This is a genomic window from Sulfitobacter sp. AS59, from assembly GCF_038899995.1.
Lineage (GTDB): Bacteria > Pseudomonadota > Alphaproteobacteria > Rhodobacterales > Rhodobacteraceae > Sulfitobacter.
In genome coordinates this window covers 13,825-38,669 of sequence record NZ_JBBMQK010000001.1, presented here as the reverse complement: position 1 = coordinate 38,669, position 24,845 = coordinate 13,825, and the positions used below count along the sequence as shown (strand labels likewise).

Annotated in this window: 23 protein-coding genes and 1 other RNA gene; 10 read left to right on the top strand and 14 right to left on the bottom strand. The window is 57.3% G+C overall.

Annotated elements, in window-relative coordinates; translation table 11 throughout:
- Window positions 1–4 precede the first annotated feature (4 nt).
- The 7 genes from WNY39_RS00200 to WNY39_RS00170 all read right to left on the bottom strand — a co-directional run bounded on the left by WNY39_RS00200 (window position 5) and on the right by WNY39_RS00170 (window position 7,097).
- Entirely contained in the window at window positions 5–1,213 is a 1,209-nt protein-coding gene (locus WNY39_RS00200) for a cyclopropane-fatty-acyl-phospholipid synthase family protein (RefSeq protein WP_342843104.1), read from the bottom strand.
- Window positions 1,214–1,281: 68 nt separating this feature from the next.
- The gene (locus WNY39_RS00195; protein ID WP_342843102.1) at window positions 1,282–2,703 is read right to left on the bottom strand and encodes a deoxyribodipyrimidine photo-lyase; all 1,422 of its coding nucleotides are present in this window, start codon (window positions 2,701–2,703) and stop codon (window positions 1,282–1,284) included.
- 188 nt (window positions 2,704–2,891) lie between these two features.
- Window positions 2,892–3,884, bottom strand: a complete 993-nt coding sequence (acuI, locus tag WNY39_RS00190) for an acryloyl-CoA reductase (RefSeq protein ID WP_342843100.1) — start codon at window positions 3,882–3,884, stop codon at window positions 2,892–2,894.
- Between the two features lie 105 nt (window positions 3,885–3,989).
- Window positions 3,990–5,093, bottom strand: a complete 1,104-nt coding sequence (locus tag WNY39_RS00185; protein ID WP_342843099.1) for a dimethylsulfoniopropionate demethylase — start codon at window positions 5,091–5,093, stop codon at window positions 3,990–3,992.
- Window positions 5,094–5,603 carry a DinB family protein gene (locus WNY39_RS00180; protein ID WP_342843097.1) on the bottom strand — a complete coding sequence of 170 codons (510 nt, stop codon included), beginning with the start codon at window positions 5,601–5,603 and terminating at the stop codon, window positions 5,094–5,096.
- Window positions 5,600–6,307, bottom strand: a complete 708-nt coding sequence (locus WNY39_RS00175; RefSeq protein WP_093915135.1) for a DUF1326 domain-containing protein — start codon at window positions 6,305–6,307, stop codon at window positions 5,600–5,602. The genes WNY39_RS00180 and WNY39_RS00175 overlap by 4 nt, the downstream gene beginning before the upstream one ends.
- Window position 6,308: 1 nt before the next feature.
- On the bottom strand, window positions 6,309–7,097 hold the full coding sequence (locus WNY39_RS00170) for a DUF2182 domain-containing protein (protein ID WP_342843095.1): 789 nt from the start codon (window positions 7,095–7,097) through the stop codon (window positions 6,309–6,311).
- A 91-nt stretch (window positions 7,098–7,188) separates the two neighbouring features.
- On the opposite strand from WNY39_RS00170, the gene WNY39_RS00165 reads away from it, so the two are divergent.
- The 8 genes from WNY39_RS00165 to WNY39_RS00130 all read left to right on the top strand — a co-directional run bounded on the left by WNY39_RS00165 (window position 7,189) and on the right by WNY39_RS00130 (window position 13,074).
- Window positions 7,189–7,929 (top strand): FCD domain-containing protein, encoded by a 741-nt coding sequence (locus WNY39_RS00165; RefSeq protein WP_342843093.1) that lies wholly within the window; start codon window positions 7,189–7,191, stop codon window positions 7,927–7,929.
- A gap of 32 nt (window positions 7,930–7,961) precedes the next feature.
- Window positions 7,962–8,308: a transfer-messenger RNA gene (gene ssrA, locus WNY39_RS00160) on the top strand.
- A 234-nt stretch (window positions 8,309–8,542) separates the two neighbouring features.
- Entirely contained in the window at window positions 8,543–9,358 is an 816-nt protein-coding gene (locus WNY39_RS00155; RefSeq protein ID WP_342843091.1) for a sulfurtransferase/chromate resistance protein, read from the top strand.
- On the top strand, window positions 9,355–10,605 hold the full coding sequence (chrA, locus tag WNY39_RS00150; protein ID WP_342843089.1) for a chromate efflux transporter: 1,251 nt from the start codon (window positions 9,355–9,357) through the stop codon (window positions 10,603–10,605). Before WNY39_RS00155 ends, chrA begins: the two co-directional genes overlap by 4 nt.
- Window positions 10,606–10,706: 101 nt before the next feature.
- Window positions 10,707–11,174 carry a ClpXP protease specificity-enhancing factor SspB gene (locus WNY39_RS00145; RefSeq protein WP_341235278.1) on the top strand — a complete coding sequence of 156 codons (468 nt, stop codon included), beginning with the start codon at window positions 10,707–10,709 and terminating at the stop codon, window positions 11,172–11,174.
- A 102-nt stretch (window positions 11,175–11,276) separates the two neighbouring features.
- A complete protein-coding gene (gene fumC / locus WNY39_RS00140) occupies window positions 11,277–12,671 on the top strand; it encodes a class II fumarate hydratase (protein WP_342843087.1) in 1,395 nt (464 codons plus the stop codon).
- The gene (locus tag WNY39_RS00135; protein WP_342843085.1) at window positions 12,668–12,844 is read left to right on the top strand and encodes a DUF4169 family protein; all 177 of its coding nucleotides are present in this window, start codon (window positions 12,668–12,670) and stop codon (window positions 12,842–12,844) included. The genes fumC and WNY39_RS00135 overlap by 4 nt, the downstream gene beginning before the upstream one ends.
- Window positions 12,841–13,074: a ribbon-helix-helix domain-containing protein gene (locus WNY39_RS00130; RefSeq protein ID WP_342843083.1), complete on the top strand. Its 234-nt coding sequence runs from the start codon at window positions 12,841–12,843 to the stop codon at window positions 13,072–13,074. Before WNY39_RS00135 ends, WNY39_RS00130 begins: the two co-directional genes overlap by 4 nt.
- Before the next feature lie 294 nt (window positions 13,075–13,368).
- Here WNY39_RS00130 and WNY39_RS00125 read toward each other — a convergent pair whose 3' ends face one another.
- From WNY39_RS00125 to WNY39_RS00110, 4 genes are all read right to left on the bottom strand, one after another.
- Window positions 13,369–14,262, bottom strand: a complete 894-nt coding sequence (locus WNY39_RS00125; RefSeq protein ID WP_342843082.1) for a fructose bisphosphate aldolase — start codon at window positions 14,260–14,262, stop codon at window positions 13,369–13,371.
- Between the two features lie 67 nt (window positions 14,263–14,329).
- A complete protein-coding gene (locus WNY39_RS00120) occupies window positions 14,330–15,682 on the bottom strand; it encodes a cytochrome P450 (RefSeq protein ID WP_342843080.1) in 1,353 nt (450 codons plus the stop codon).
- The gene (locus WNY39_RS00115) at window positions 15,679–16,905 is read right to left on the bottom strand and encodes a hypothetical protein (protein WP_342843079.1); all 1,227 of its coding nucleotides are present in this window, start codon (window positions 16,903–16,905) and stop codon (window positions 15,679–15,681) included. The genes WNY39_RS00120 and WNY39_RS00115 overlap by 4 nt, the downstream gene beginning before the upstream one ends.
- A 55-nt stretch (window positions 16,906–16,960) precedes the next feature.
- On the bottom strand, window positions 16,961–17,713 hold the full coding sequence (locus tag WNY39_RS00110) for a cytochrome c biogenesis protein CcdA (protein ID WP_342843078.1): 753 nt from the start codon (window positions 17,711–17,713) through the stop codon (window positions 16,961–16,963).
- 102 nt (window positions 17,714–17,815) lie between these two features.
- Between WNY39_RS00110 and WNY39_RS00105 the strand changes: the two genes are divergently transcribed.
- Entirely contained in the window at window positions 17,816–18,043 is a 228-nt protein-coding gene (locus WNY39_RS00105; protein ID WP_341235286.1) for a sulfurtransferase TusA family protein, read from the top strand.
- 56 nt (window positions 18,044–18,099) lie between these two features.
- On the opposite strand, the gene WNY39_RS00100 is transcribed toward WNY39_RS00105, so the two are convergent.
- The gene (locus WNY39_RS00100) at window positions 18,100–20,856 is read right to left on the bottom strand and encodes an Rne/Rng family ribonuclease (protein WP_342843077.1); all 2,757 of its coding nucleotides are present in this window, start codon (window positions 20,854–20,856) and stop codon (window positions 18,100–18,102) included.
- Window positions 20,857–21,410: 554 nt separating this feature from the next.
- Between WNY39_RS00100 and WNY39_RS00095 the strand changes: the two genes are divergently transcribed.
- Complete coding sequence (locus WNY39_RS00095) at window positions 21,411–21,698, top strand: hypothetical protein (protein WP_341235288.1); 288 nt, start codon at window positions 21,411–21,413, stop codon at window positions 21,696–21,698.
- Window positions 21,699–21,733: 35 nt separating this feature from the next.
- On the opposite strand, the gene WNY39_RS00090 is transcribed toward WNY39_RS00095, so the two are convergent.
- Together WNY39_RS00090 and WNY39_RS00085 are read right to left on the bottom strand one after the other, a co-directional pair.
- Window positions 21,734–23,068, bottom strand: coding sequence for a sigma-54 dependent transcriptional regulator (locus WNY39_RS00090; protein WP_219578396.1), 1,335 nt, complete (start codon window positions 23,066–23,068; stop codon window positions 21,734–21,736).
- A gap of 3 nt (window positions 23,069–23,071) precedes the next feature.
- Window positions 23,072–24,832, bottom strand: a complete 1,761-nt coding sequence (locus WNY39_RS00085; protein WP_342843072.1) for an ATP-binding protein — start codon at window positions 24,830–24,832, stop codon at window positions 23,072–23,074.
- Between the last annotated feature and the right edge of the window lie 13 nt (window positions 24,833–24,845).

Genomic DNA, 24,845 nt, shown 5'->3' with positions numbered 1-24,845 from the left:
GCCTTTAAATAGGACGCTTCACCGTAATTTGTGTCACATCACAATTGCCGCTGTCAAAGGTAGAAGCGCAGGAGGTGAGGTAGAAATTCCACATCCTTTTGAACCGCTCGTCAAAGCCCATGGCCGCGATATCATCCCATTTTTCGTTGAACGTTTGATGCCACCGGCGCAGAGTCAGATCATAGCTTTTGCCAAATTCAATCGATCTTTCAACGGCAAGCCCGGCCTTTTCCACCTGCTCGCGCAGCACGGTCGGGCTGGGCAGCATGCCACCGGGGAAAATGTATTTCTGTATGAAATCGACCCCCCGTTTGTAGACCTCCCAACGGCGATCCTGCACGGTGATAATCTGCAACGTCGCGAATTTCCCAGGCTTCAGGCGGTCACGCACGGTGTTGAAATAAGCGGGCCAGTATTTCTCGCCGACGGCCTCAAACATCTCGATACTGGCGATGCCGTCATAGATACCGCATTCATCACGGTAATCCTGCAACTTGATCTCGACCACATCTGAAAGACCAGCGTTTTCAATGCGTTCTTTGGCATAGTTAAACTGCTCTGTGCTGATGGTCAGGCATGTTACCTTTAGTCCGCGTGTTTTGGCGGCATATTCGGCAAAGCCACCCCAACCGCACCCGATCTCAAGCACATGATCGCCGGGGTGAACCCCCATCTGGTCAACCATTGACGCATATTTTGCCGTCTGGGCGGATTCCAGCGATTGCTGCGCACCATCCTCGAACAAGGCGCTGGAATAGGTCATCGTGTCATCCAGCCACAGCTTGTAGAAATCATTGCCCAGATCATAGTGATAGCTGATGTTCTTACGCGCCTGTTTCTTGCTGTTGCTTTGCAGCCAGAACCGCAGGGATTCAAACCTGCGCACCAATCCCATCCCCGGGAATGAATCGTAGATGTCTTCGTTGGCATGGGCGACATCCATAAAGGCTTGCAGGTCCGGCGTGCTCCACCACTGGTCCAGATAGGCGTCGCTAAAACCCAAATCCCCCTCGCGGATCAGTCGCGAAAAAAGGTCGGCGTTATGAATTTGAATCTCGGCCACGGGCATCGGATTTGCCCCTTTGGCGCGGAATTTGCGCCCATCCGGCAAGACAAAATCGATTTGCCCATGATGCATCTGCTGGGCCATTGCAAAAACCCGCGCAAAATATCTGGGAAGGGACGTTTGCCCTTCTGTACTGGTTAATATCATGTCTGATCCCTGTACGTGGGGTTGATAGCCACGTTAAGGTTTATACACCCAAACGCGATTATCACCCATTAAAAATTTCTGTTCTTGTAGCTGTCAAGCGCGCGCTGACGTCCCTCATCCAACGGGATAATGCGGGTTGGATAGTCGTCCTGTGGTGACAAGGTCCAGCTTTCGGGGATCGCGTCGAAATAGGCCAGCGCGTCCTTATGCGGTTTGGCGCGCCCTTCGGCGATCCAGCGGCTGGTGTAGTCGTGGTTCTTATCAAATTTATCCAGCTGGGTCGCAGGGTTGAACACCCGGAAATAGGGCGTTGCATCCGGCCCGGACCCCGCCGCCCACTGCCAGCCCATCGCATTGCTGGCCTGATCCCAATCGATCAAACAGTCCTCGAACCATTTTTGACCGATACGCCAATGGCACATCAGATGTTTGGTCAGATAGCTGGCCACAATCATACGCCCGCGGTTATGCATGCGCCCCGTCACGTACAGCTCTCGCATCGCCGCATCGACAAAGGGCTCGCCAGTGCGCCCCTGTTTCCAAGCCTTCACCTCGGCGCGGCGCTCGTCCTCGTTCCACGGAAAAGCCGCCCATTCCTCGCGCCAGTTCTGGTCCAGAATACGCGGCGTGTGGTGCATCAGATGATAGGCAAACTCGCGCCAGACCAGCTCCTTGAGGAAGGTTTCCGCCCCTTGTTTGCCATCATACAAGGCGCGCTGCCCCGCGTGCCAACATTGATGCGGGCTGATCTCGCCCAGCGACAGGTTTTCCGACAGGTTCGATGTGCCATCCACCCCCGGCAGATCGCGGTTTGCCTTATATTCAGCAACCCCATGCGCCATAAAAGTGCCAAGCCGCGATTGCGCCGATTTCTCGCCCAGTTGAACAAAGGGCCGCACCACATCCGCACCGCGCCGCATGGCCGCGCCCAAATTCCAGTCTGCCAAATCATCGCTGTCGGGCCATTGCGCAGGGGCAGCCAGCGTTGAAGGGGCCGCAAGCGGCGCATCGACGCCCCGATTTTTCACCGAATTCCAAAATGGCGTGTACACCTTGTAATAGCCGCCGGTCTTGGTCTCGACCGTCCAAGGTTCAAACATCAGATGCCCGCCAAAGGACCGCGCCTCGACGCTCGCGGATTTTAACGCGTCCTTAACACGGCTGTCCCGCGCCGTGGTTTCGGGATCATAAAGCCGCGACCAATAGACTGCCCCCGCCCCGGTTTGCGCGATCAGGTCCTGCAGCACCTCAAGCGCATCACCTTTACGCAGAACAAGTTGGCTGGATTTCTCGTGCAATGCCTCTGCAAAACACCCGACCCCCAGCCCCAAACGCCATTTCGGCGCGGCGGCAAGGCTTTCGACCAAACTGTCATTGATAAAAACGGGAATGATCGGCCGGCCCGTTTGCGCCGCCGCAGACAAAGCAGGATGATCGGTTAATCGTAAATCACGGCGAAACCACACAAGGATCGGGGATGTATCGGACAAGGTTAACCTTCTTCATATGATATGAGGAAACATAGCCCGAAGTCCCCGTTTTCAAGAACAAAAATGTACCGCAGGCAATAAAAACACCGTAACAGATCGCGGCAAAGACGGGGGCAGCCTGAACCGCCCCCATATGGAGATCCGGCGCAAGCCAGGCCACGCCAAAGCGCGGCCCAATCTCTCGCATTTTAGCCGTTTACATCAACCACCACGCGGCCGCGCACCTGACCGTTCAGGATATCTTTGCCAAGCTGCGGCAAATCACCAAGGGTCGCAGGCACGATCATATCCTCAAGCTTCGAAATCGGCAGGTCTTTTGCCACCCGCTCCCATGCGCGCAAACGGTTGTCATAGGGCTGCATCACTGAATCAATTCCCAACAGGTTCACACCGCGCAGCAAGAACGGAATAACCGTCGCAGGCAGACCAGCGCCGCCGGCCAAACCAACGGCGGCAACCGATGCGCCATATTTCATCTGCCCCAACACCCGCGCCAGCATCGCGCCGCCCACGGCATCAATGCATCCGGCCCAAGTTTCCCCCTCAAGCGGGCGCTTGACCGTCTCGTTGATCTCTTCGCGCGCGACAATCTGGCTGGCCCCAAGCGATTTCAGGTAATCCGAAGTCTCGGGCCGTCCCGTCACACCGGTAACCTCGTGACCCAATGCCGCCAAGATCGCCACAGCAACCGACCCGACGCCGCCCGCCGCACCAGTGACCAACACAGGACCATGGCCGGTTTTCAGCCCATGATCCTCCAACGCCATCACCGCCAGCATTGCGGTAAAACCCGCCGTGCCCACGGCCATCGCCTGACGGGTATCCAAACCTTTGGGCAGCGGCACCAACCAATCGGCCCGCACCCGCGCCTTTTGCGAATATCCACCCCAATGCGCCTCGCCCACGCGCCAGCCGGTCAACACGACCTTGTCACCGGGCTTGTAACGATCATCATCCGACGCCTCGACCGTGCCTGCAAAATCGATGCCCGGAATATGCGGATAGTTCCGCACCAACCCGCCGCCCGGTCCAATGCACAAACCATCCTTGTAATTCACCGTCGAATACTCGACCGCAACAGTCACATCACCGGTTGGCAACTGATCCAGATCGATCTGCGTCACCGCGGCAGAGGTCTTGCCGCTCTCTTCATCCTTGGTCACCATCAACGCATCAAACATAATCTCTCCTATCCGGGTCACACTTCGCCACCCTTTTCATTTTGCCAATAAACTCCGGGGAGCCCGAGGGGCTGGCCCCTCGGTCCCCAACTCTCATCCAAGCGATTACGCCCAGAAATTCTCGCGGACCACCGCATCGCGCAGGCCGTCGGGCGTGCGCACCTGCACCTCGCATCCCTCGTCCCAATGGGTCATCCGCACCATACCAATCGCCACATTCGTCTTGAAATCCGGCGAATACGCGGCCGAGGTCACCTGACCGACCTTCTTGCCCTTTGCCTCGATATCCCACGCGCGATCACAGGGTGGCACGGCCTCGCCCGCGATATCAATCGCGCGGACCTGTTTGGTTGGCCCTTCCTTGGCCACCCGCAACAGCGCATCCCGGCCAATACAGCCAATCGCCGTTTGGGTGTCGCAGAACCGGCCCAAGCCGCATTCATGAGGCGTGTTGTCGTCGGTCATGTCATTGCCATAGCTCAGCAATCCGCCCTCGACCCGTTCGATCCCGTTGGGGCATCCGGCGCGCACGTCCAGATCACGGCCCGCCTCCATCAACGCGTTCCAAAGCGGCATGCCTTTGTCTTCACCATCCACGTAAATTTCGAACCCGCCCTGTTTGGAATAGCCCGACCGGGCCACGGCCATGGACCGCCCTTCAAAATCGAACATACCAAAGCGGAAAAACCGGATGTCGCGCACGGCATCGCCAAAAACCCGCGCCAGTAGATCATCCGCTTTGGGCCCTTGGATCGCCAGCGGGCTGATATCGGGTTCGTCGATCAGCACATCCAGCCGGTAGCCATTGGCGATCCCCTTGACCCAAAACATCAAATCACTGTCGGCGATGGAAATCCACCAGCGGTCCTCGGCCAGTTTCACGGCCACCGGATCGTTCAGCATCCCGCCGGTTTCATCGACGATCGGCACATAGAAACACCGCCCCGGCAGCATCCCGCGCAGATCGCGCGGCGTCAGCATCTGCATCAGCTTTGCCGCATCCGGCCCGCGCAGTTCCACCTGCCGTTCGCAGGACACATCCCAGAGCTGCACTGACTCTTTCAAGTGGTGGTAGTCTTCTTGCACGCTTTTGAAAACCGTGGGCAGAAGCATATGGTTATAGACCGTATAGGCCTTCACCCCCGCCGCTTCGACACCTTCGGAAAACATCGTGCGCCGGATCCGGCGCGAGGGGGAAATGAGGGCCATTTATGCAGTCTCCGGCAAAAAGGCGATGTCCGTAACCGGTGCGCTTTGACCTGCGGCCGTCAGCATCGCGTGGATTTGACCCCGGTGATGGGTCTGGTGATTGAACAATTGCAACATGCCCTGCCCCTTGGGCAAGTTATAGGCCGCACCGCCCCCCGCAGGGACACAATGCAGATCGCCCAGCAAATCGACCTCGCGCAGGCTGTGCGCCCACTCGCTGATTTTACCGTCCACCCGCTGCCGATCCGCCGCCCAATTGCGCCCGTCCTTGTGCAGCTTGGTCCATTTATCAAAGCTCTCGAACGGTGGTGCCATCGACGGATCAAACCGCGACAACCACAACATGTCAGCAGCCAAGATATGGTTTGCTGTGCTCAGGATCGATCCAAAGAACGCCCCGCGATCTTTGGTCAAATCCGCCTGTGGCATATCCAGAAACAGCGGTATCAGTTGATCATTTTGCCAACTGTTATAGCGCGCCATAATCCGTGCATAGCCGGCGTTGATCATGGGTTGGGGCCTTGCCAGTCAATCGGGCAAATCTCGGCTGATTTGCCGCCAAAATCCCAGACGCGGCCGTAATCGCGCACTTTGGATTTCAACCCGCGTGCCGCGATAATATCCGGCCCCATCCAGTATTTCGAGTTTGAGATCATCACCGGATGATCCGGCGATTTACCCGCGATCATTTCGATTTCACCTGCGATCTTGCGGCCGATCTGGATTGACCGTTTATTGCCATCGCGGATGATTTTCACAGGCGCGCGTTCGGCCCCGATAATCTCGGACACCAGCATGGTAAACAGGCCCGTGGTACCGCCCGCCGCACCGGAAAATATTTGCAAAATACCATTATACGCTTTGCCACTGGCGTTTTCATCGACGTAAGCCGCGACCTTCCAGTTGCCCTCGCCCATACGGCCCGGAATATCCACCAGCAAGCCCACGTTCAGCCCTGACAGGTCCTCCCCCTCGTAATGGCCCTCGTCGATGGCGATGGCCATCCACGCGTGGCAATGCCCTTCTGTGGGCGGGTGCGCGCCAAGGCTGACAACGCAGGGGCAGAACATCTCGCACGAGCAATTGAGGAATAATTCGCCCTTGATCTGCCAATTCGTCGGGGTCGCCTCGCGCCGTTTCGGGTTTGGCATGCGCTGATCAATGCGCTGACTGATCGGCAAACGGTCTGCGTCCGCTCTTTTGTTGGTCGCCATCTTATCCTCCTGAATACAAGGGCCAAGCTGCCACAGCGCATGCGCCAAGGATCAGCAGGACACCCATAGGTTTTATCACTTTATGTCCGATTTGCGGTAGCTTTTCGAGCACCATGAACAGCGTCGCCAGCCCCATCCAAGCCAGGTTCATCACACCGCCCGCAAAGCCAAGCGCCATGAAACCCCAGCAGCAGGCCACGCAGAATGTGCCAAGCCCCAGCCCCATGCGTACACCGCCCGCAAAGCCCGCGCGCCAATGGCCCATGAAATACATCATCGGGGAATGGCACACGCCGTGGCAGATTTCCTTGGCGCGGGTGAATTGGAACACACCCACGGCCAGCAATAATGCGGCGGCAAACCAGCGCGATTTTGCGATGCCCAACATATCGATCACCCCGCCATACAGCAGCGCCATCTGCACCGCCGTTATGACAAGCGCAAAGCCGACCCACATGATGAAATAGCCCAGCAACACGCCAAACCACCCTGCCCGCGTGCCGTTGGCACTGACCATGAGGTCTTCGTAGCTGCGCAAGGTCGGGATCATCGTGGGCAGCATCATCGCCGCCATCATCGCGGCCCACATCACAGCCAAAGGCCCGAAACTGGCCATCGGCATGTACATGTCCATGCGCGGATCCATGCCGCGCATCATCTGGCCCATCGCGTTGGGACGGCCCAGCAGATCCAGCCCCATGCCGGTGCTCATCACATACATCATGACCCAAGCGGCCAAAATCAGGCCAAAAAAGCCAAGCCATAGGGCCGAACGGATGACAGGTGCCATGTGACGCGATCCTCCCAGACTTGCGCGACTCGGTGCTTGAAAAAGTAATGTCAGACATTTAAAGTTTTTCCAAATATTAAATGTAAGACATATGAAATCCAATCTCGTCCCCTCTGCCGATCTGTCGGCCCAGATTGCGGCCAATATCCGCGATGCCATCGTCAGTGGCGCGTTGATTGTGGATGAACGCCTGCCGTCCGAGGCGGAACTGTCGCTGAAGTTCGACGTTTCCCGCGCCACGGTCCGCGAGGCGTTGAAGCGGCTGGCGGCACAATCGCTGATCCGCACGCAGCGCGGGGCGACCGGTGGTGCATTCGTAAATCGCATCAGCTTTGAGGCCGCACAGGCCCAGCAGATCACCACCTCGACGCTGCTTTTGTCGATGAACGACGTGAGTTTCGAGACCGCCTGCGAAGCGCGATATGCGTTGGAGCGCGCCTGCGCACCACTATCCGCTGAACGTCGAAAACAACCTCATATCAATGCAATGCGGGATGAGATTAAGGTACAAGGCGAAGCGGATTTGACCGATGAGGCATTTTGCGCCTCTGACGTCGCCTTTCACCGTGCCCTCGTCGATGGTGCGGGCAATCCGGTACTGTCTTATCAATTGGCAGGTGCGGTCGAAGCGATGCAGCCGTTGATGAACATGATCACCTTTACCGCCAGATCCCGCGATGCGATCATTGCGCTGCACGTCACCATCGCCGACGCGATCGAGGCTGGGGACGGTGCAGCCGCCAGCGCAGGCCTCACCGCGCTGGAGACCGAGACCCAAGCCCTTGCCCGCCGTGTTTTTGCACAGCGCAGTGGAAGTTCTGCCCAGGTTTGACCGGCGATCTTTATCGGTTTTCACACCGATGACGCCTTGCAAACCCTGCGCAGCTTCCTATGTTATGACTGTCCTTCGGGACTATGGGTATAAACGCGCATGTAATAAGCGGTTCGGACCCGGGGGCGGTACCCGGCGACTCCACCAATAATCCGTCATTTGCGGATCATGGGGTCGAAATAGGATCGACGAACGTCTAAAGATGTAGCCTTATCTCGGCTGACTGCCACCGTTATCGGCGTAAAATGTACAATTGCAAATGACAATCGTGCTCCAATGGCGATGGCCGCGTAAGCGACTGGAACTATTGAAACTTAAGTCCTTGGGTTTAGCGACCTAAGGCGGGGTTCGCAGGTACCTGGCAACAGAAACCTGCACTTTTCCCCTGCCTTTGAGTTGACGGTTTTGATCCATTGTCGTCGCCCTGCGCGATGCTGATGACGGTCCAAAAGATGCCTTCGGCGAGGATTTTTTACCATTTGGAATAGAAGACCCGCACAGCTTGACGCGGTGTGCTTTGGTATGTCAGACAGTTTTTATGGGGATTTCCGCGAACGCCCCGTGAGGCGCCAGCCAGAAGTTCGCATGTTTCCGTTTTGAAAGGATGCATGCCATGGCTGCCCCGAATGAAATCACCGTCCCCCAATTGTTGCGCCTGATCGGCACACCCGACGCGCCGGTCATTGTGGATATTTCCATAGACCCCGACTTTGACGAAGATCCCTTTTTGATCCCCGGTTCACTGCGACACCCGCATACAGATGTGTCCGGGTTAAAAGACCTTTTGGCTGGACGCCCCTGTGTCATCACCTGTCAACGCGGCATCAAGCTGAGCCAGGGCTTGACCGCGCGGCTGCGTGCCGATGGCATTGCTGCAGAATATCTGGCAGGTGGCATGTATGCGTGGCGCGATTACGCAGGAACAATGCGCGTTCCCGCAACGGCCCTGCCCGAGCCCGTGGATGGTGCGACCCTCTGGGTCACCCGCCACCGGCCCAAAATCGACCGTATTGCCTGCCCTTGGCTGATCCGGCGATTTGTTGACCCTGCAGCGCGGTTCTTATTTGTCTCGCCGAGCGAGGTGTTAGGTGTGGCGGATCGGTATGGCGCAGTGCCCTTTGACGTTGAAGGGGTCGCATTTTCCCATCAGGGCGAGAACTGCACCTTTGATACCATGCTGGATGTGTTTGAATTGCATTGCGATGCGTTGGAACAAATGGCCAAGGTGATCCGCGCCGCCGACACCAACCGTCATGATCTAGCCCCCGAGGCGGCTGGATTGCTGGCCTTATCTGTTGGGTTGTCGCGCCAGTTCAAGGATGATCAGGAACAGCTAGCACAGGGATTGCTGATGTATGATGCCTTGTTTCGCTGGGCACGTGACGGTGCTGGCGAAACCCATGACTGGCCTGCGGGGCGCGGCGCATGAACGCGCCAAGCTGGCCCTTGATGGGGCGTGTTTTCGGGCGGATTGGGCTGCTGTCTTTTGGCGGGCCCGCCGCCCAAATCGCCCTGATGCACCGCGAATTGGTTGAACGACATGGCTGGCTGACTGAGGCTGCGTATCTGCGCGCACTATCGCTGTGCATGCTACTGCCCGGCCCCGAAGCCATGCAATTGGCGACCTATGCAGGCTGGCGCTTGCGTGGGACGGCGGGTGGTCTGTTGGCCGGGCTTTTGTTCGTGGTGCCCGGCGCGTTGGTGATCGGCATACTGGCCTTGGGATACGCTTATTACGGCCAGCTGCCCCTAGTTCAGGCAGCGTTTCTGGGTATCAAAGCGGCAGTCATCATCGTGGTGTTTCAAGCCCTTAAGAAGGTCGCGGCAAAGGCGCTGCACGGCGGCGAAGGCTGGGTGTTGGCACTTGCGTCCTTTGCCGCGCTGTTCGTCTTTGGGCTGCCGTTTCCGCTGATCATCCTTGCGGCTGGGTTGTGGGGATTCACGCGTGGTTCGGACACGTCTGTGTCTCTCGACCCGCCCCGAACCGACACCGCGCAACCGATAAAAACCGCCGTGATTTGGGGCAGCCTGTGGGCGGCACCCTTGGTTCTGGTGTGGGCCTTGGGCCAAGGTTTTCTGCTGCAATTGGGTTTGTTTTTCTCAAAGCTGGCGGTGGTAACCTTTGGCGGGGCCTATGCCGTGTTGGCCTATATGACGCAAAGCGTGGTGCAGGATCACGGCTGGATCACCACCCAGCAAATGATCGACGCGTTGGGGCTGGCGGAAACCACCCCCGGCCCGCTCATTCTGGTGACCGAATTTGTTGCCCTGCTGGCCGGATTCGCGCAAAGCGGGGTCAGTGGCGCGATTGTTGCAGGGTTATTGGCGCTGTGGGTCACGTTTACCCCCTGTTTTCTTTGGATATTCCTTGCCGGTCCCTATCTTGAGGCAATCTCGACGCAGCCACGGTTAAGTTCCGCCCTGCGCGCCATTACGGCGGCGGTCGTGGGGGTGATCGGCAACCTATCTGTGTGGTTCGGCCTACATGTGCTGTTTGAACAGGTCGTGCCAGCGGGCCTTTTGGCGATGCCCCTGCCGGTTTGGTCCAGTTTTAACATCACGGCCATGATATTAACGGTTTTGGCGGGCGTCCTGATGCTTGTTCTAAAGCGCGGCTTTGTGTTCACCATGGCCGTGCTCAGCGTGGTGGCGCTGGTTCCTGCTCTCGTCGGATAAACCCGACGCGACGCTTTTTGTTCATGCTTCAGGTTGCCCCTTTTCACTCATGCTAAATGGCGTATGCTAGCCCTACCAAAATTGGGGGTTAGACGGATAAAATGAGCCGAAGCATTGAGTATGGCAACCTGATGCACGACGCCATGCGCGGATTAATCCGGCAGGTGCTTTTGGATGTGGCAGCGAATGGGTTGCCCGGAAATCATCATTTTTTCATCACCTTCGACACAGAACACCCCGATGCGGAGCTCGCCGATTGGCTGTCTGATCGCTATCCCGGCGAGATGACCGTGGTCATGCAACATTGGTATGACAAGCTTGAGGTGACCGACGAAGGATTCTCGGTCACGTTGAATTTTGGCGACGCGCCAGAGCCGATGTACATCCCCTATGACGCGATCCGCACCTTTGTGGACCCGTCTGTGGAATTTGGCTTGAAGTTCGAGCAGCAAGAGAGCGCCGAAGACGATGATGCGGCCCTAAGCCAGATCGACGAAAGCGAGCTTGAGGTCGCCGAGGAAACCCCAAAAGCTGCCGAAATCGTATCTTTGGACAGTTTTCGCAAATAACTTGCCAGATTGCAGTCGCGTTAGCGCCATCCCTTGATTGCGCCGCGCCCCTGCGCAGGCTAAACCCTGATCCAACATATTGCCAAGATCAGGAGCCTGCACATGGCCGATACACGCACAGAAACAGACAGCTTTGGCCCGTTGGAGGTCCCTTCCGATAAATATTGGGGGGCGCAAACCCAGCGGTCGATCATCAATTTCCCGATCGGTTGGGAAAAACAGCCAGTGCCAATCATCCGCGCCTTGGGTGTGGTGAAAAAAGCCTGTGCGATGGAGAACCTTAAGCAAGGTGATCTGAGTACTGAGGTTGGCGATGCGATTGTCGCGGCGGCCTCCGAAGTGATCGAGGGGAAGTTCGACGATAACTTTCCTTTGGTTGTTTGGCAGACGGGGTCTGGCACCCAGTCGAACATGAACGCGAACGAAGTGATCTCGAACCGCGCCATCGAGATGCTGGGCGGCGAAATGGGATCGAAGACACCCGTTCACCCCAATGATCACTGTAACATGGGGCAGTCGTCCAATGATACATTCCCCACTGCGATGCATGTGGCCATCGGGATGCAAGCGCGCGATGTTTTGCTGCCCGGTTTGCAGAAACTGCATGATGCGCTGGCCGCCAAATCGGTAGAGTTCAAAGACATCATCAAGATCGGTCGCACCCACACCCAAGACGCGACGCCGCTGACGCTGGGCCAGGAATTTTCCGGCTACGCGCATCAGGTTAAAAAGGGCATTGAACGCGTCCACGCCTGCCTGCCCGACATTTACGAGCTGGCCCAAGGCGGCACAGCGGTGGGTACAGGTCTGAACACCAAAAAAGGCTGGGCCGAAGCGGTTGCGGCCCACATGGCACAGATCACCGACCTGCCATTCGTGACTGCCCCAAACAAATTTGAATCGCTGGCCGCCCATGACGCGATGGTCATGTTCTCTGGCGCGCTGAAAACCGTTGCGGGATCGCTGTTCAAAATCGCCAATGACATGCGTTTGCTGGGTTCCGGCCCGCGCTCTGGTCTGGGCGAGCTGATCTTGCCGGAAAACGAGCCGGGATCGTCGATCATGCCGGGCAAGGTAAACCCGACACAGGCCGAAGCGCTGACAATGGTCTGTGCCCACGTCATGGGCAACGATGCCGCCGTTGGCTTTGCCGGATCGCAGGGCCACTTTGAGCTGAACGTCTATAACCCGATGATGAGCTATAACGTGTTGCAATCCATGCAGCTTTTGGGCGACAGCGCATCGGCGTTCACGGACAATATGGTAGTCGGCACCCAAGCCAATGTCGAACGCATCGACAAGCTGATGAAAGAAAGCCTGATGCTGGTAACGGCCCTCGCGCCGACCATTGGTTACGACAACGCGACCAAGGTTGCCAAAACAGCCCACAAGAACGGCACGACCCTCAAGGAAGAAGCAATCGCCTTGGGCTTTGTCGACGCTGAAACATTCGACCGCGTTGTGCGGCCGGAGCAAATGATCGGACCAAAAGAATGAGCGCCCCCATCAACCTCAACAAGGTCAAGAAAGAGCGCAACCGCGCGTCTCGCAAGGCCCGCGCTGACGAAAACGCAGTGCAATTTGGCCAAAGCAAGGACCAAAAAGAGGTCCTGAAAGAACGTCTGGCTAAAATCACGCGCAATCTGGAAGCCCACAAGCGCGAGACATGAGCGCACGGCCTATCAAACACTCGGTGACCCTGCGGGGTCACCGAACATCGATCTCACTCGAAGATGAATTCTGGAATGAATTCAAAGAGATCGCAGCCGACCTTGATCTTCCGATCAACGCCCTTGTGGCGCAGATTGATGCAGATCGCGGGATGGAAGCTGGCCTTGCCTCGGCCATTCGGGTCTTTGTTCTGCGGAACTTAAAGGAACGTTTACCAACGTCGGAATAACGTTCCGGTATGATACTGGCACGCCCTTCCCCCTTATCACCCGATCAATGGGTTCTAGATTTATTCAGTTCTAAATCTGCGCGTAGCGGCGGAGTGATCCGCCGTAGAATACGGGACATTGAACGATATGTGGGGAAAGCCGAATTCGAGCAGGAATTGATGCGCCGCGGATTTCATGCGGTAGAGAACGCGGGCCAGCTTGTGATCTTTTGCAATCAGGAAACGGTCCGCGTTGTTTTGTAGACGTTTTCTTTGAAAGAAAACGGTTCGGAATTTTTGAAAAATCCCGTCTTGTTACGCCAGTGATGCTTTGTAAATCTTGTCGATATTCGCACCCAATGCAGCATTAAATTCTGCATCGGTCATCTTCACGTTCAACCCTTCGGTCAAAGCACGCGAAAAGCTTGCGATCATCTTCGCATTCTTGCTCAGACGTGCGCTGGCATCATCCGTAGAATATCCCCCCGACAGGGCGACAACCCGCAAAACATTCGGCAAGTCTGCCAGATCATCGTAAAGCCCTGCTTTCTCGGGCAATGTCAGCTTTAGCATCACGATTTGATCCGGACCCAACAACGCCAGCTGGTTTTCCAGCTCGGTCTTCAGGATATCCTCGCATTCGGATTTGCTATCGGAATGAATGTTCACCTCGGGCTCAATGATCGGCACCAAACCCGCGGCGCAGACGGCTTTAGCGACCTCGAATTGCTGCGAAACAACCTCGCGGATGCCATAGGCATTGGCGGATTGGATCACCGAGCGTTCTTTGGTGCCGAAAATGCCAGCAGCCTTGGCGCGCTTCAGCAGCGCATCCAGATCAGGCATCGGTTTGAGCAGTTGAACACCGTTGACCTCGTCCTCAAGACCTTTGTCAATCTTCAAAAACGGCACGACGCCGCGGTCATTCCACAAGACATCGGCGACGGGTTTACCATTGATTGTATCGTCCATGGTGCGCTCAAACAGGATCGCGCCCAGAACCTTGTCGCTGGTGAAATCATCGGCCAGAATGATCCGCGCGCGCATGTCATGCATCGCTTGAAACATTTCCGCGTCGCCAGAATAATCCGACGGTTCAACACCGTACAAGCTAAGCGCTTTGGGCGTCGATCCACCGGACTGGTCCAATGCGGCAACAAATCCTTTGCCGGTCGCCATCTGTGTGCGTTGTGCGTCTGTCGTGCTCATTGTGGTTCGGCCCTTACTGATTCCGTTTTGCTTGGTTTAATGCATCTTAACGCCCGATGATATATCGTTAGCGTCGGACAAGACGCAGCCAAATGCCATCTTTTGACCTTACCGTAAGGTGTGCGACAGGAACCGGCAGTTTTGATGCAATCGCTTCGACCCGGTAATCACGCAAAAGGCGCGACAGGATCAACGGGCCCTCGATCATCGCGAACCCTGCCCCCGGACACACACGCGGCCCCGCACTAAAGGGCAGATAGGCCTCGCGTTGGCATTTCTGTCCGTTTTCGGTTTGCCACCGCGCGGGGTCAAAGCCATCGGGGTTGTCCCACAGGCGTTCCTGTCGGTGCAGGTGCCACGGGCTGATCACAATCTGCGCCCCCGCTTTCACATCACGACCCCGGAACTGCTCCGGACAGGTCGCCTCGCGTACCATCATCGGCACGGGCGGATACAGCCGCAGCGTCTCGCGGAACACATCCCGGCTGAGACGTAACTTGGACATGACCGCGAAGTCACAGGTATCAATCTGCTGCGCTTCCTCGGCCAACCTGTCCTGCCAGTCGGGATGGATTGCCATCAGGTACAACGCCCATGCAAGGGCCGACGCGCTGGTCTCGTGTCCCGCAAGGAAAAAGATCGCGACCTGATCCACCATCTCTTGCGTGCTAAAGGTGCCGCCATCCACCGGGTCGGCAGTTGTCATGATCTTGGTGGCAAGATCCTCTGGCGCGGTACCTTGCGCAATCTCGACCATCCGCGCTTCGGTCAGTTCTGTGATCAAGCGACGTATCTTGGCCGCACTTGATTTCGTGTCTTTGCGAAACAGACGTGGCAACCAGCGCGGCAGCGGAATAAACGCCGCGATGTTCAGGATCGGCTGGCTGCGTTGATAGGTTTTGAACTCTTCAAACACCTCGCGCGCCAGATGATGCTCAATGGGTAGCGAAAACAGCGTGCGAAAGATCACGTCGGCTGCGGCATGGCTGGTTTCCGCTTCAATCTCGATCACTTGGCCCGCTTGCGGTTCTAACCGTTCTGCCATCGCCTCGGCTGCGTCCCACATCGCGGGAAAGCTGCCCCGCAAGCGGCCACCTTCAAAGGCAGGATCGATAATGCGCCGCTGGCGTTTCCATGTTTTGCCATTGGTCAAAAACACCGAATTCCCCAACAAGGGCCGCAACCCTTCGCCAATACGGTTCGATTTTGGAAAGTCATCGGGCCGGTCTTTCAGCACCGTTTTGATCAGATCGGGCTGGTTGATCAGATAGCTGCGAAAGAACGGCGTCTTAAACTCGGCCATCCACGCACGGTACAAACGGGCGGGTTGCGCCGACAGGATATCGCGCCGAAACAGCTTGGCATAGCGCCACAGCGATACTTTATCGGGCCTGCTGTCGGGTTTGGGCGGCTGGGTCATGGCGTAACCGAGGTGAATTTATTCACCGGCTTCACAAGGCGCGACTTTGACGCGGGCCGGTCAGCATAGCGTTCTGCAAGGGTCAGCGGGCCTGCGGTGATCTGGAAATAGTCGTAATCTTTGGGCATATCAAACGCGCAAAGATACTGAAAATGCAGACGGAAAAACCGCCAGCGCAATTCCTTCCAACGGGCGGGGCTTAGCGATTGGGTAAACGCCGCCGAAAAGACCAGCGGCCATTTCTGATTTTCCGGCGCGACACCGGACACGGCAACAGGATCGCACAATGCAAAGGCACAGCCATCACCGGGGGCCGTCACGTCGATCCATGTCAGCTCATCCCGCTGAGACAGATAGCGTAGATCGGCCCGCAAGCGGTGTGCATCACGCAGAAACGATACCATCGGCACCACCTGCCCCAATGTCAAAAACCCCAACTTGGGCCCGTTGTCGGGCACTGCCCCCGCCCGCACCAGATCGGCCAGAATGGACACGCCCAAATGCGCGCCGGAGGAATGGCCGACAACCAAAACCTCATCCACATCCGATTTCAGCGCCTCGGCAATCGCTGCGCCAAATTCGGTCATCCGCGCCTCAAGCGCGGGCGGGTTCGCGCCGCGCGATGCAGCGCCATAGGCAAAATCATGCATCAGGTAATAGGCGTAGAACTTGCCGTCGCGCTTTTTGAACCATTTTAACACGGACCACGCCATAACCACGCACAGGGCTGCGGCGATCCCTTTGAGCCAAAACGGGCCCCCGAAATAGGTCAGCGCGGCATATGCCAAAAGCCCGACAAGAACGGCAATCACCAGCTGCAACAACAGCATCCCGACAGGGTATAGTGCTGCAATCACGGGGCCTTTGCGCAGTTTCATCAACCGCCACAGCGCGCCGGACGCGATATAGACCCACGCGGTGTGGATCAATTGCGCATAGGTCGCGAAAATCGAATTATGCATCGACACGCGCACGATGTCGGACCAGACCAGCACCTCGACCTGCGCGTTGACCTGCGCACCGTCGATTGTCGCATCAACGACCCAGCCGTAATTGCCCTTGGTGGTTTTTGGTTTTAACCCGATTTCATAGCCGGAAATGCGCGCCTGATCGCCGGATTCCTTGCGGTATAATTCACGGTAGCGGCGGGGATGGATCGGGTCATAACCCGGAATGTAGAACACCCGGCGCCGTTTGACTGATTGATCGATTTCTGCGGCCATATCCCACCTGTCGTTAGCCGCAGCTTAGACAGGTTTTTAGCCAAGTGTAAGGTGTCTAGCCCAGTGATCCGAGCGCTGGAAAGCTTTCGAGCAGCCAGAATGAAAACGCCGAGAATGCACCGGTCAAAAGGGCCACGCCGACGATGATCAACAGCAGGCCCATGATCCGCTCGATCAGCCTCATATAGGGTTTGATCCGGTTCATCAGCAGCGTGGCGCGGGTGATGAACATCGCGGCCAGCAAAAACGGAATGCCAAGCCCCGCCGCATAGACACCCAGCAGCAATGTGCCGCGCGCGACCGATGCCTCGGACGCGGCAAGCGACAGGATCGCACCCAGCTGCGGCCCGATGCACGGCGTCCAGCCAAAGGCAAATGCAAGGCCCAGCACATAGGCCCCAAAGGACGATCCACCCTTGTCACCCGCATCCAACCGCGCCTCCTGATCAAGGAAGGGAATGCGGAACACACCCAAAAAGTGCAGACCAAAGACGATGACCACAATACCCGAGATACGGGCGAAAAGTATCTGATTTTGCAGGAAAAACGCGCCGAAGGCTGATGCGGTAAAGCCCAAGATCAAAAAGACCGTGCTAAGCCCCATGACAAAGAACAGCGCCGCAATCACCGCCTTGCGGCGTGCCGATCCGACAGCTGACATATCGTTTAGGGTGACGCCGCTCATATAGGCCAGATAGGGCGGTACAATCGGCAAGACGCAAGGGCTGAGGAAACTGATAATCCCCGCCGTCAATGCGATAAAAATGGCGGGCAGCAGGCCTGCGTCAATTAGATCAATACCAAACATATCGCATCTTTACTGCGCTTTGGCGGTGGCGTCACGCACTGTTGCGCGGCGGCCTGTCACAAGGTTGTGGACGCATTGAAACATCTGCCTTATCTGAGACTTATGAACGATGAACATATCCTTGATGCGACCGGGCTGCTGTGCCCCCTGCCCGTGCTTAAAGCGCGCAAACGGTTGCAGGCGATCCCGTCGGGCGGCGTGCTGAAAGTGCAGGCCGATGACCCTGCCGCGATCATCGATATCCCGCATTTTTGCGCCGAGGCGGGGCATGATCTGATCCGTCAGGATTTGGACACAACCCCGCAAACCTATGTGATCCGCAAGAAATAGCCCCCAAAACGCAAAAGGCAGACCCGAAGGCCTGCCTTTGTCGCTATTTTGTCAGCTTATGAGCCGCCCAGTGACCACCAGCCGCGCCGTCTTGGCTTGGCGGGCTTTTCCTCGACCTTTGCAGGCTCTGGTGCGGCGGTCTGGTCAGGGACCTCTTCCACTGCCGGTGGTGGTGTCACCTCTTGCGTTGGCGGCACTTCGACAGGTGCTTCAATCGGAACCTCGACCGGTGCCGGTGTTGGCTCTACCGGGGCAGGCTCGGGCGCTGGAACCGGTTTTGGCTCAGGCTTTGGTTTCGACTTTCTAGCGGGCTTGTCTTCCGATGCTGCCGGCTTGTCCTCGGCTGCAACCTTAGGCTTGCGCGTGCGTGTCCGCTTTTTGGGTGCGGGCTTCTCTTCGGCCGTTTCCTCAGTCGCGTCTGTCGCTTCAACACTCACTGTCGCATCGGCAGTCTCTGCCTCTGCTGCTACTTCTGCCTTGGGCTTGCGCGGCTTACGGGTGCGCTTGGGCTTTTCAGCGGGTTCGGCTTTTGCCTCGGGTGCGTCTGCATCAGCGGGTGTTTCAGCCGCAGCATCAGCCGGGGCTGCATCGCTGTCTTCAGGCTTGCCCTCAGTCGACTGGCCGTCATCAGATGTTGCGTTATCCGCGCCGTTGTTTTCACCGTTTGCCGCATCATCCCCGTTGGATTTACCACCGCGACGACGACGGCGGCGACGACGGCGTTTTGGTTTGCCCTCACCATCATTGTCATCACCGTCACTGTCATGCGCGCGGCCATTGCCACGGTTAGACGGCTGATCCTCGTTCACGTCCTCTTCGGCCTCAACGGCCTCGGCCTCTTGCTCGTCGATCTCGTCCATCAGGCTGGTATCAACCGACACAACATGTTCGATCTGTTGCACCACACGGGTGGCCGTTTTGAACTTTTCGATCTTGAAATCGGGGCTGACCAAGGTTGGGTCGCCTTCGATGCGCACGGACATGCCATAGCGGCCCTCGATATGGGCGATATGTTCCCGCTTTTGGTTCATCAAGAAGTTGGCGATGCCAACCGGCGCTGTGATCAGCACCTCGCGGGACCGTTTGCGTGTGCCTTCTTCTTCGATCTCGCGCAGGATCGACAGGGCAAGGTTGTCGTCCGAGCGGATCAATCCGGTGCCGTGACAGGCGTGACACGGCTGGGTCGTTGCCTCGATCATGCCGGGGCGCAGACGCTGACGCGACATTTCCATCAAACCAAAGCCCGAGATGCGACCCACCTGGATACGCGCACGGTCGGTTTTCAGCTTGTCCTTCATCATCTTTTCGACGGCGATATTATTACGACGCTCGTCCATGTCGATAAAGTCGATGACAATCAGACCGGCCAGATCGCGCAGGCGCAACTGGCGGGCCACTTCGGCGGCCGCTTCAAGGTTGGTTTTCGTCGCTGTCTGTTCGATCGACCCTTCTTTGGTGGCCCGACCCGAGTTGACGTCGATTGCGACCAAGGCTTCGGTCACGCCGATCACGATATAGCCACCCGATGGCAGCTGAACCGTTGGGTTGAACATGCCCGACAGATAGCTTTCGACCTGATAGCGCGCGAACAGCGGCAATGTTTCGCTGTACAGCTTCACGTTTTTCGCGTGGGACGGCATGATCATTTTCATGAAGTCCTTGGCGATGCGGTAGCCGCGTTCGCCCTCCACAAATACTTCGTCAATGTCGCGGTTATAAAGATCGCGAATCGACCGTTTGATCAAATCACCCTCTTCATAGATTTTGGCAGGGGCGATTGATTTCAGCGTCAGCTCGCGGATCTGTTCCCACAGGCGTTGCAGATATTCATAGTCGCGCTTGATCTCGGCCTTGGTGCGTTGTGCACCGGCGGTCCGGACAATCAGGCCGGCACCCTTGGGCACCTGAATTTCGTTTGCGATTTCTTTCAGCTTCTTGCGGTCGGCAGCATTCGTGATTTTGCGGCTGATCCCGCCCCCACGCGCAGTGTTCGGCATCAAGACGCAGTAACGGCCTGCCAGCGACAGATAAGTTGTCAGGGCAGCGCCTTTGTTGCCGCGTTCTTCTTTGACGACCTGAATCAGCAGGATTTGACGTACTTTTACGACTTCCTGAATTTTATACCGCTTGGGCCGAGGCTTGCGCGCCGGGCGCAGGTCTTCTTGGTCGTCATCATCCGCAACAGATTCGATGCTGTCGTCTTTTGAGGACGCGTCCTTGGCTTTCACCTCGGGCTCGTCATCGTCGCCATCTACATCGGCGTCGCTGTCGTCGGCATCTGAAGACGCTTCATCCTGATCGGGTTCCTCGACGGGTGTCTCAGCGACACGCTCCATCGGGGAAGACCCTTCCTCGTCGTCCAGATCAACGGTTTCCATGCCGTCGATTTGGTCGCTATCCGCGTCCTTAGTGGCGACGGCATCTCCGCTTACCGTGTCCTCAGCCTTGGCTTTGCTACGGCTGCGCGACCGGGTGCGGCGCTTGGGTTTCTCGTCTTCGTCTTCTTTGGCGGCCTGCGCTTCTGCATAGGCACGTTCTTCCTCCATCAGCGCGATACGATCGGCGACGGGGATCTGATAATAATCAGGGTGAATTTCCGAGAACGCCAAGAAACCATGGCGATTTCCACCATAATCCACAAAGGCCGCTTGCAACGAAGGCTCTACTCGCGTGACTTTCGCGAGGTAGATGTTGCCAGCTAGCTGGCGTCTATTCTCTGATTCAAAGTCAAATTCCTCGACCTTGTTTCCATCAACCACAACAACGCGAGTTTCCTCAGCGTGGGTGGCATCGATAAGCATTTTCTTAGGCATAAATCCATTTTGCACAGCTGCGCACGCAAGCGTCCCGGTGGGGCACCGCGCGGCAGGGTATGTCTTGTCAGGGCGATAGGTGACGCGGCTAAAACAGGGCCCAAAAGGCCGCCTGTTTGTCTGCTCGTGGCGTCTGCGCGCGTCATCGCGGTTCTTCTCCGACGTGAAAGGCACCTTGGCGCGGTTCACATCCATTAATTACTGCTTTTGATCAGGGCCTTGGCCCATGCCATCCGTCAGCGGTTCTCTGGCCTTTTTTAAGGGCCTTATCGGTCTGCCTGGACACCGGCTGAGCGGGTAACCGAGGCAGCGAAACTGTCAAAGGGTCTGCGGTTGCGCCTGAAACGCAAAGAGCCCTGTACCCAATTAAAGGTAGAAGCGGGCAAATGACAATGGTCAATCGCGTTTGGCGCAATATGGGATGCATCATAACCGCGCCAAAGCCCCATCGCTTGACATCACGTCTGCGTGTGAGAAACAGTCGTATCAGGCCTGTTGGTCGATACTGGGATTGGACCTGCGGTGGGGCATGCCCCGAAAATAAGGAAGATACGATGCATTTTTCCCTGCGCTTTGCGCTTTGCCTGCCTTTTATGGCACTCGCTGCCTGCGAAGATATGGCCGTTGCGAATGATCCTGCAGCACGTGCCGAACTGAAAGCGCATAGAAGCTGCATTCGCGCCGTCGAAAAACATACCGGTGTTTCGGGCGGTGTGATCAACACGACGATCCCAATCGTCGAGACACGTCAACATATTGTCGATCTGCCGGGGATTGCGCCCTGGACCTGCTATACCGACGAAAACGGTGCCGCCAAGCAGTTGATCGAGACGCGGCTGTAACCCCGCATCCCGATTTTGCCTAAAGGGATCAGCGTTCAGAGGTAATCTGAGCGCTGCAATCCGTATTTGGCCATTTTTTCGTTCAAGGTCCGGCGCGGCAGGCATAGCTCATCCATCACGGATGCAATGGACCCTTTGTGGCGGCGCATGGTGTTGTCGATCAGCATCCGCTCGAACGCTTCGACATATTCCTTAAGCGGCTTGCCGTCCGTGGTCATCACCGGCTGCATTTCCTCGTGATCGGTCATCAGCAACGACGCAATCGACCCCGACCCGCGCCGCGATTGCAGCACCGCACGTTCTGCCACATTGATCAGCTGACGCACATTGCCGGGCCATGGGGCCTGTAACAATTGCGCGGCTTCCTGCGCGGACACTTGCGGCGCATCGCAACCATATTCATCGGCAAACTCTTCGCTCAACCGTGTGAATAGCGTCAGGATATCTTCACCACGCTGGCGCAAGGGCGGCACGGTGATACGCAACGCCGCCAAGCGATAGAACAGATCCGACCGCAGCGCGTCCTCAGACGTGCGTCCAGCTTCTTGCAGGTTGGAAATCGCAACGATCCGCGTTTCCGCAGGTGTGCCCTGCTCGTTAATCGCGCTTAGCAACCGCGCTTGCAACGTCTCGCTCAGCGCCTCGATCCCCTCAAGCACCAGCGTGCCGCCGCGGGCTTCTTCGATCGCGGGCAATTGCGCGTCTTCGGGCATCATTGGGCCAAACAGGCGCTTGCTCAGGGCGTCTTCCTCAAGTGCGGCACAGCTGACCAACACGAATTTCTTGCCCGCACGTGACCCGACAGCATGCAGCGCGTGGGCGACCAGCGTCTTGCCCGTACCGGTTTCGCCGTCAATCAACACGTGACCATCGGCTTGGCCCAGATCAAGGATATCCTCGCGCAGGCGCTCCATCACCGGCGATCCGCCGATCAGCTTTTTCATCAGCTGGGTGCCATCCGACAATTCACGGCGCAGTGCGCGGTTGTCCATCACCAGACGGCGCGCGTTGGTGGCTTTCTTGGCCAGCTCGCTCATCCGGTCGGGGTTGAAAGGTTTCTCAAGAAAATCGAACGCGCCGACGCGCATCGCCTCGACCGCCATGGGGACATCGCCGTGGCCAGTGATCATGATCACCGGCAACGCACTGTCGCTGCCCATCAGCTTTTTCAGGAACTCCATCCCGCCCATGCCGGGCATTTTGATGTCGGAAATCACGATGCCGGGATAATCCGGCCCCAGTTTCTTCAACGCATCTTCCGCGCTTGGGAATGTTTCTGTGTCGTATCCTGACAACGCCAGCCATTGGCTGATGGATTGCCGCATGTCCTGTTCATCATCAACAATCGCGATTTTCATTGCCTGAGCCATAATTTACTCTGCCGCCTGTGTGTTTTCTGTGCTGGCCATAATGGGCAGCTGCATTTCAAAGACCGCGCCGCCGTTCTGGCCGTTGCGCGCTGTCAGCCTGCCCCCCAATTCGGTGACAATACCGGATGAGATCGCAAGCCCTAGCCCGACACCATCGCCGGGCTGTTTGGTGGTGTAAAACGGTTCGAACAACGCATCGAGATCTTCGATGCCCGGACCGTTATCCCGCACAGTCAAGGTGGCGGTTTCGCCAGCCGAAAGCATAATCTCGACCTGTGGGTTACGTTCTGACTTGGTGGCGTCCAATGCATTCCGCAAGAGGTTGACCAACACTTGTTCCACCCGCATCCGGTCGCCCATCACCCGTACGGGTGCATCAGGCAGGATGCGGTTGATATGCACCTGACGCTGGCGCAATTGCGGTTCCATCATCGACAGCGACGACGCTAGCGCATCGCGCATATCGAAGGGGGAGAAACTCTCTTGCCCCTTACGGGCATAGCTTTTGAGCTGCCGGGTGATGGCACCCATGCGTTCAATCAGATCGTCAATGCGGCCAAAGGACGACAAGGCCTCGTCCGTACGGTTTCGCCGGATCAACAAACGCGCGCCCGCCAGATAGGTTTTCATCGCCGCTAGCGGTTGGTTCAGCTCGTGACTAACGGCGGCTGACATTTCGCCCAAGGCGGCCAGTTTGCTCGATTGTTCTAGCGTTTGCTCGGCCACAGCCAGCGTTTCCTGCATGCGTTTACGTTCGGCAATTTCCCGCTGAAGGGCCGCGTTCAGTGCCCGCAATTCGGTGGATTCACGCTGGAACAAGGCCGCCCTGCCCGCCGTCTGCCGGCTCAGCGCATAAAATGTCAGCGCCAGCAGGATCGCAAAGCCCATCACCTCAAGCGCCAGAACGCCGTTCACCTTTTCACGCACCGACGCATAGGTCGTGTAGCTGGTGATCCGCCAACCGCGAAACGGAATACGCGAGGACAGCCGCATCACGGCCTCGCCCTGCAAATAGGCGTCGGGCGGCAAGGCCGTCCAATCCGCCGTCGCCTTGATCGCGCGTTCAATTGCACTTTGCGGGGTCTGGTTCGACAGCGCCTCGGTCTCGGTCAGGCCGCGCCAGCGCGGTTCCGTCGCCATGATGATGTCGCCGGTGCTGTCGGTGACGATCACAGCGTCCGAAATGCCGGCCCAAGCACGTTCAAACCGTTGCAAATCCACCTCTGCGGCAATCACCCCAAGGGTCGTACCGCCTTCTTGGATGCGCCGCGAATAAAAGAACTGATAGCCGCCGGTTTCACGCGGGATCACGCTGAACACCGTCGAATTCGACCGCAAGGCATCGACGAAATAGGCGTCCGTGCGGTGCGTTGCCCCCAAACGGTTGCGATCCGTCGCCGCCACCATCCGCCCGTCAATATCATACAGCATCAACGACGCCGCGCCGATTTCCTCAACAAACGAGATCAGGCGCTGCGTGGAAAGCGAATAATCCGCTTGGTACAAGGCTTGGATCAACGTGGGGTCACGCGCCAGTAGCTGCGGCACAATCGCATTTTGCCGCAGTTCGGCCAGCAGGTTCCCGCTATACAGCGCGATGCGCAGTTCGGCGCGGTTGCGCGTACTGTCGGTAAACCTGTCCGTGAGCAGCTTGTTTGTGACCGCAATCGTCGCAATCGCAATCACCAACAAGATCGCCAAAGCCAGCCGAACACGCCAGCTGACTGATATAGGATAGGCGCTAGAGGGCGGTGATTGGCTCATTGCCCCAATCTAC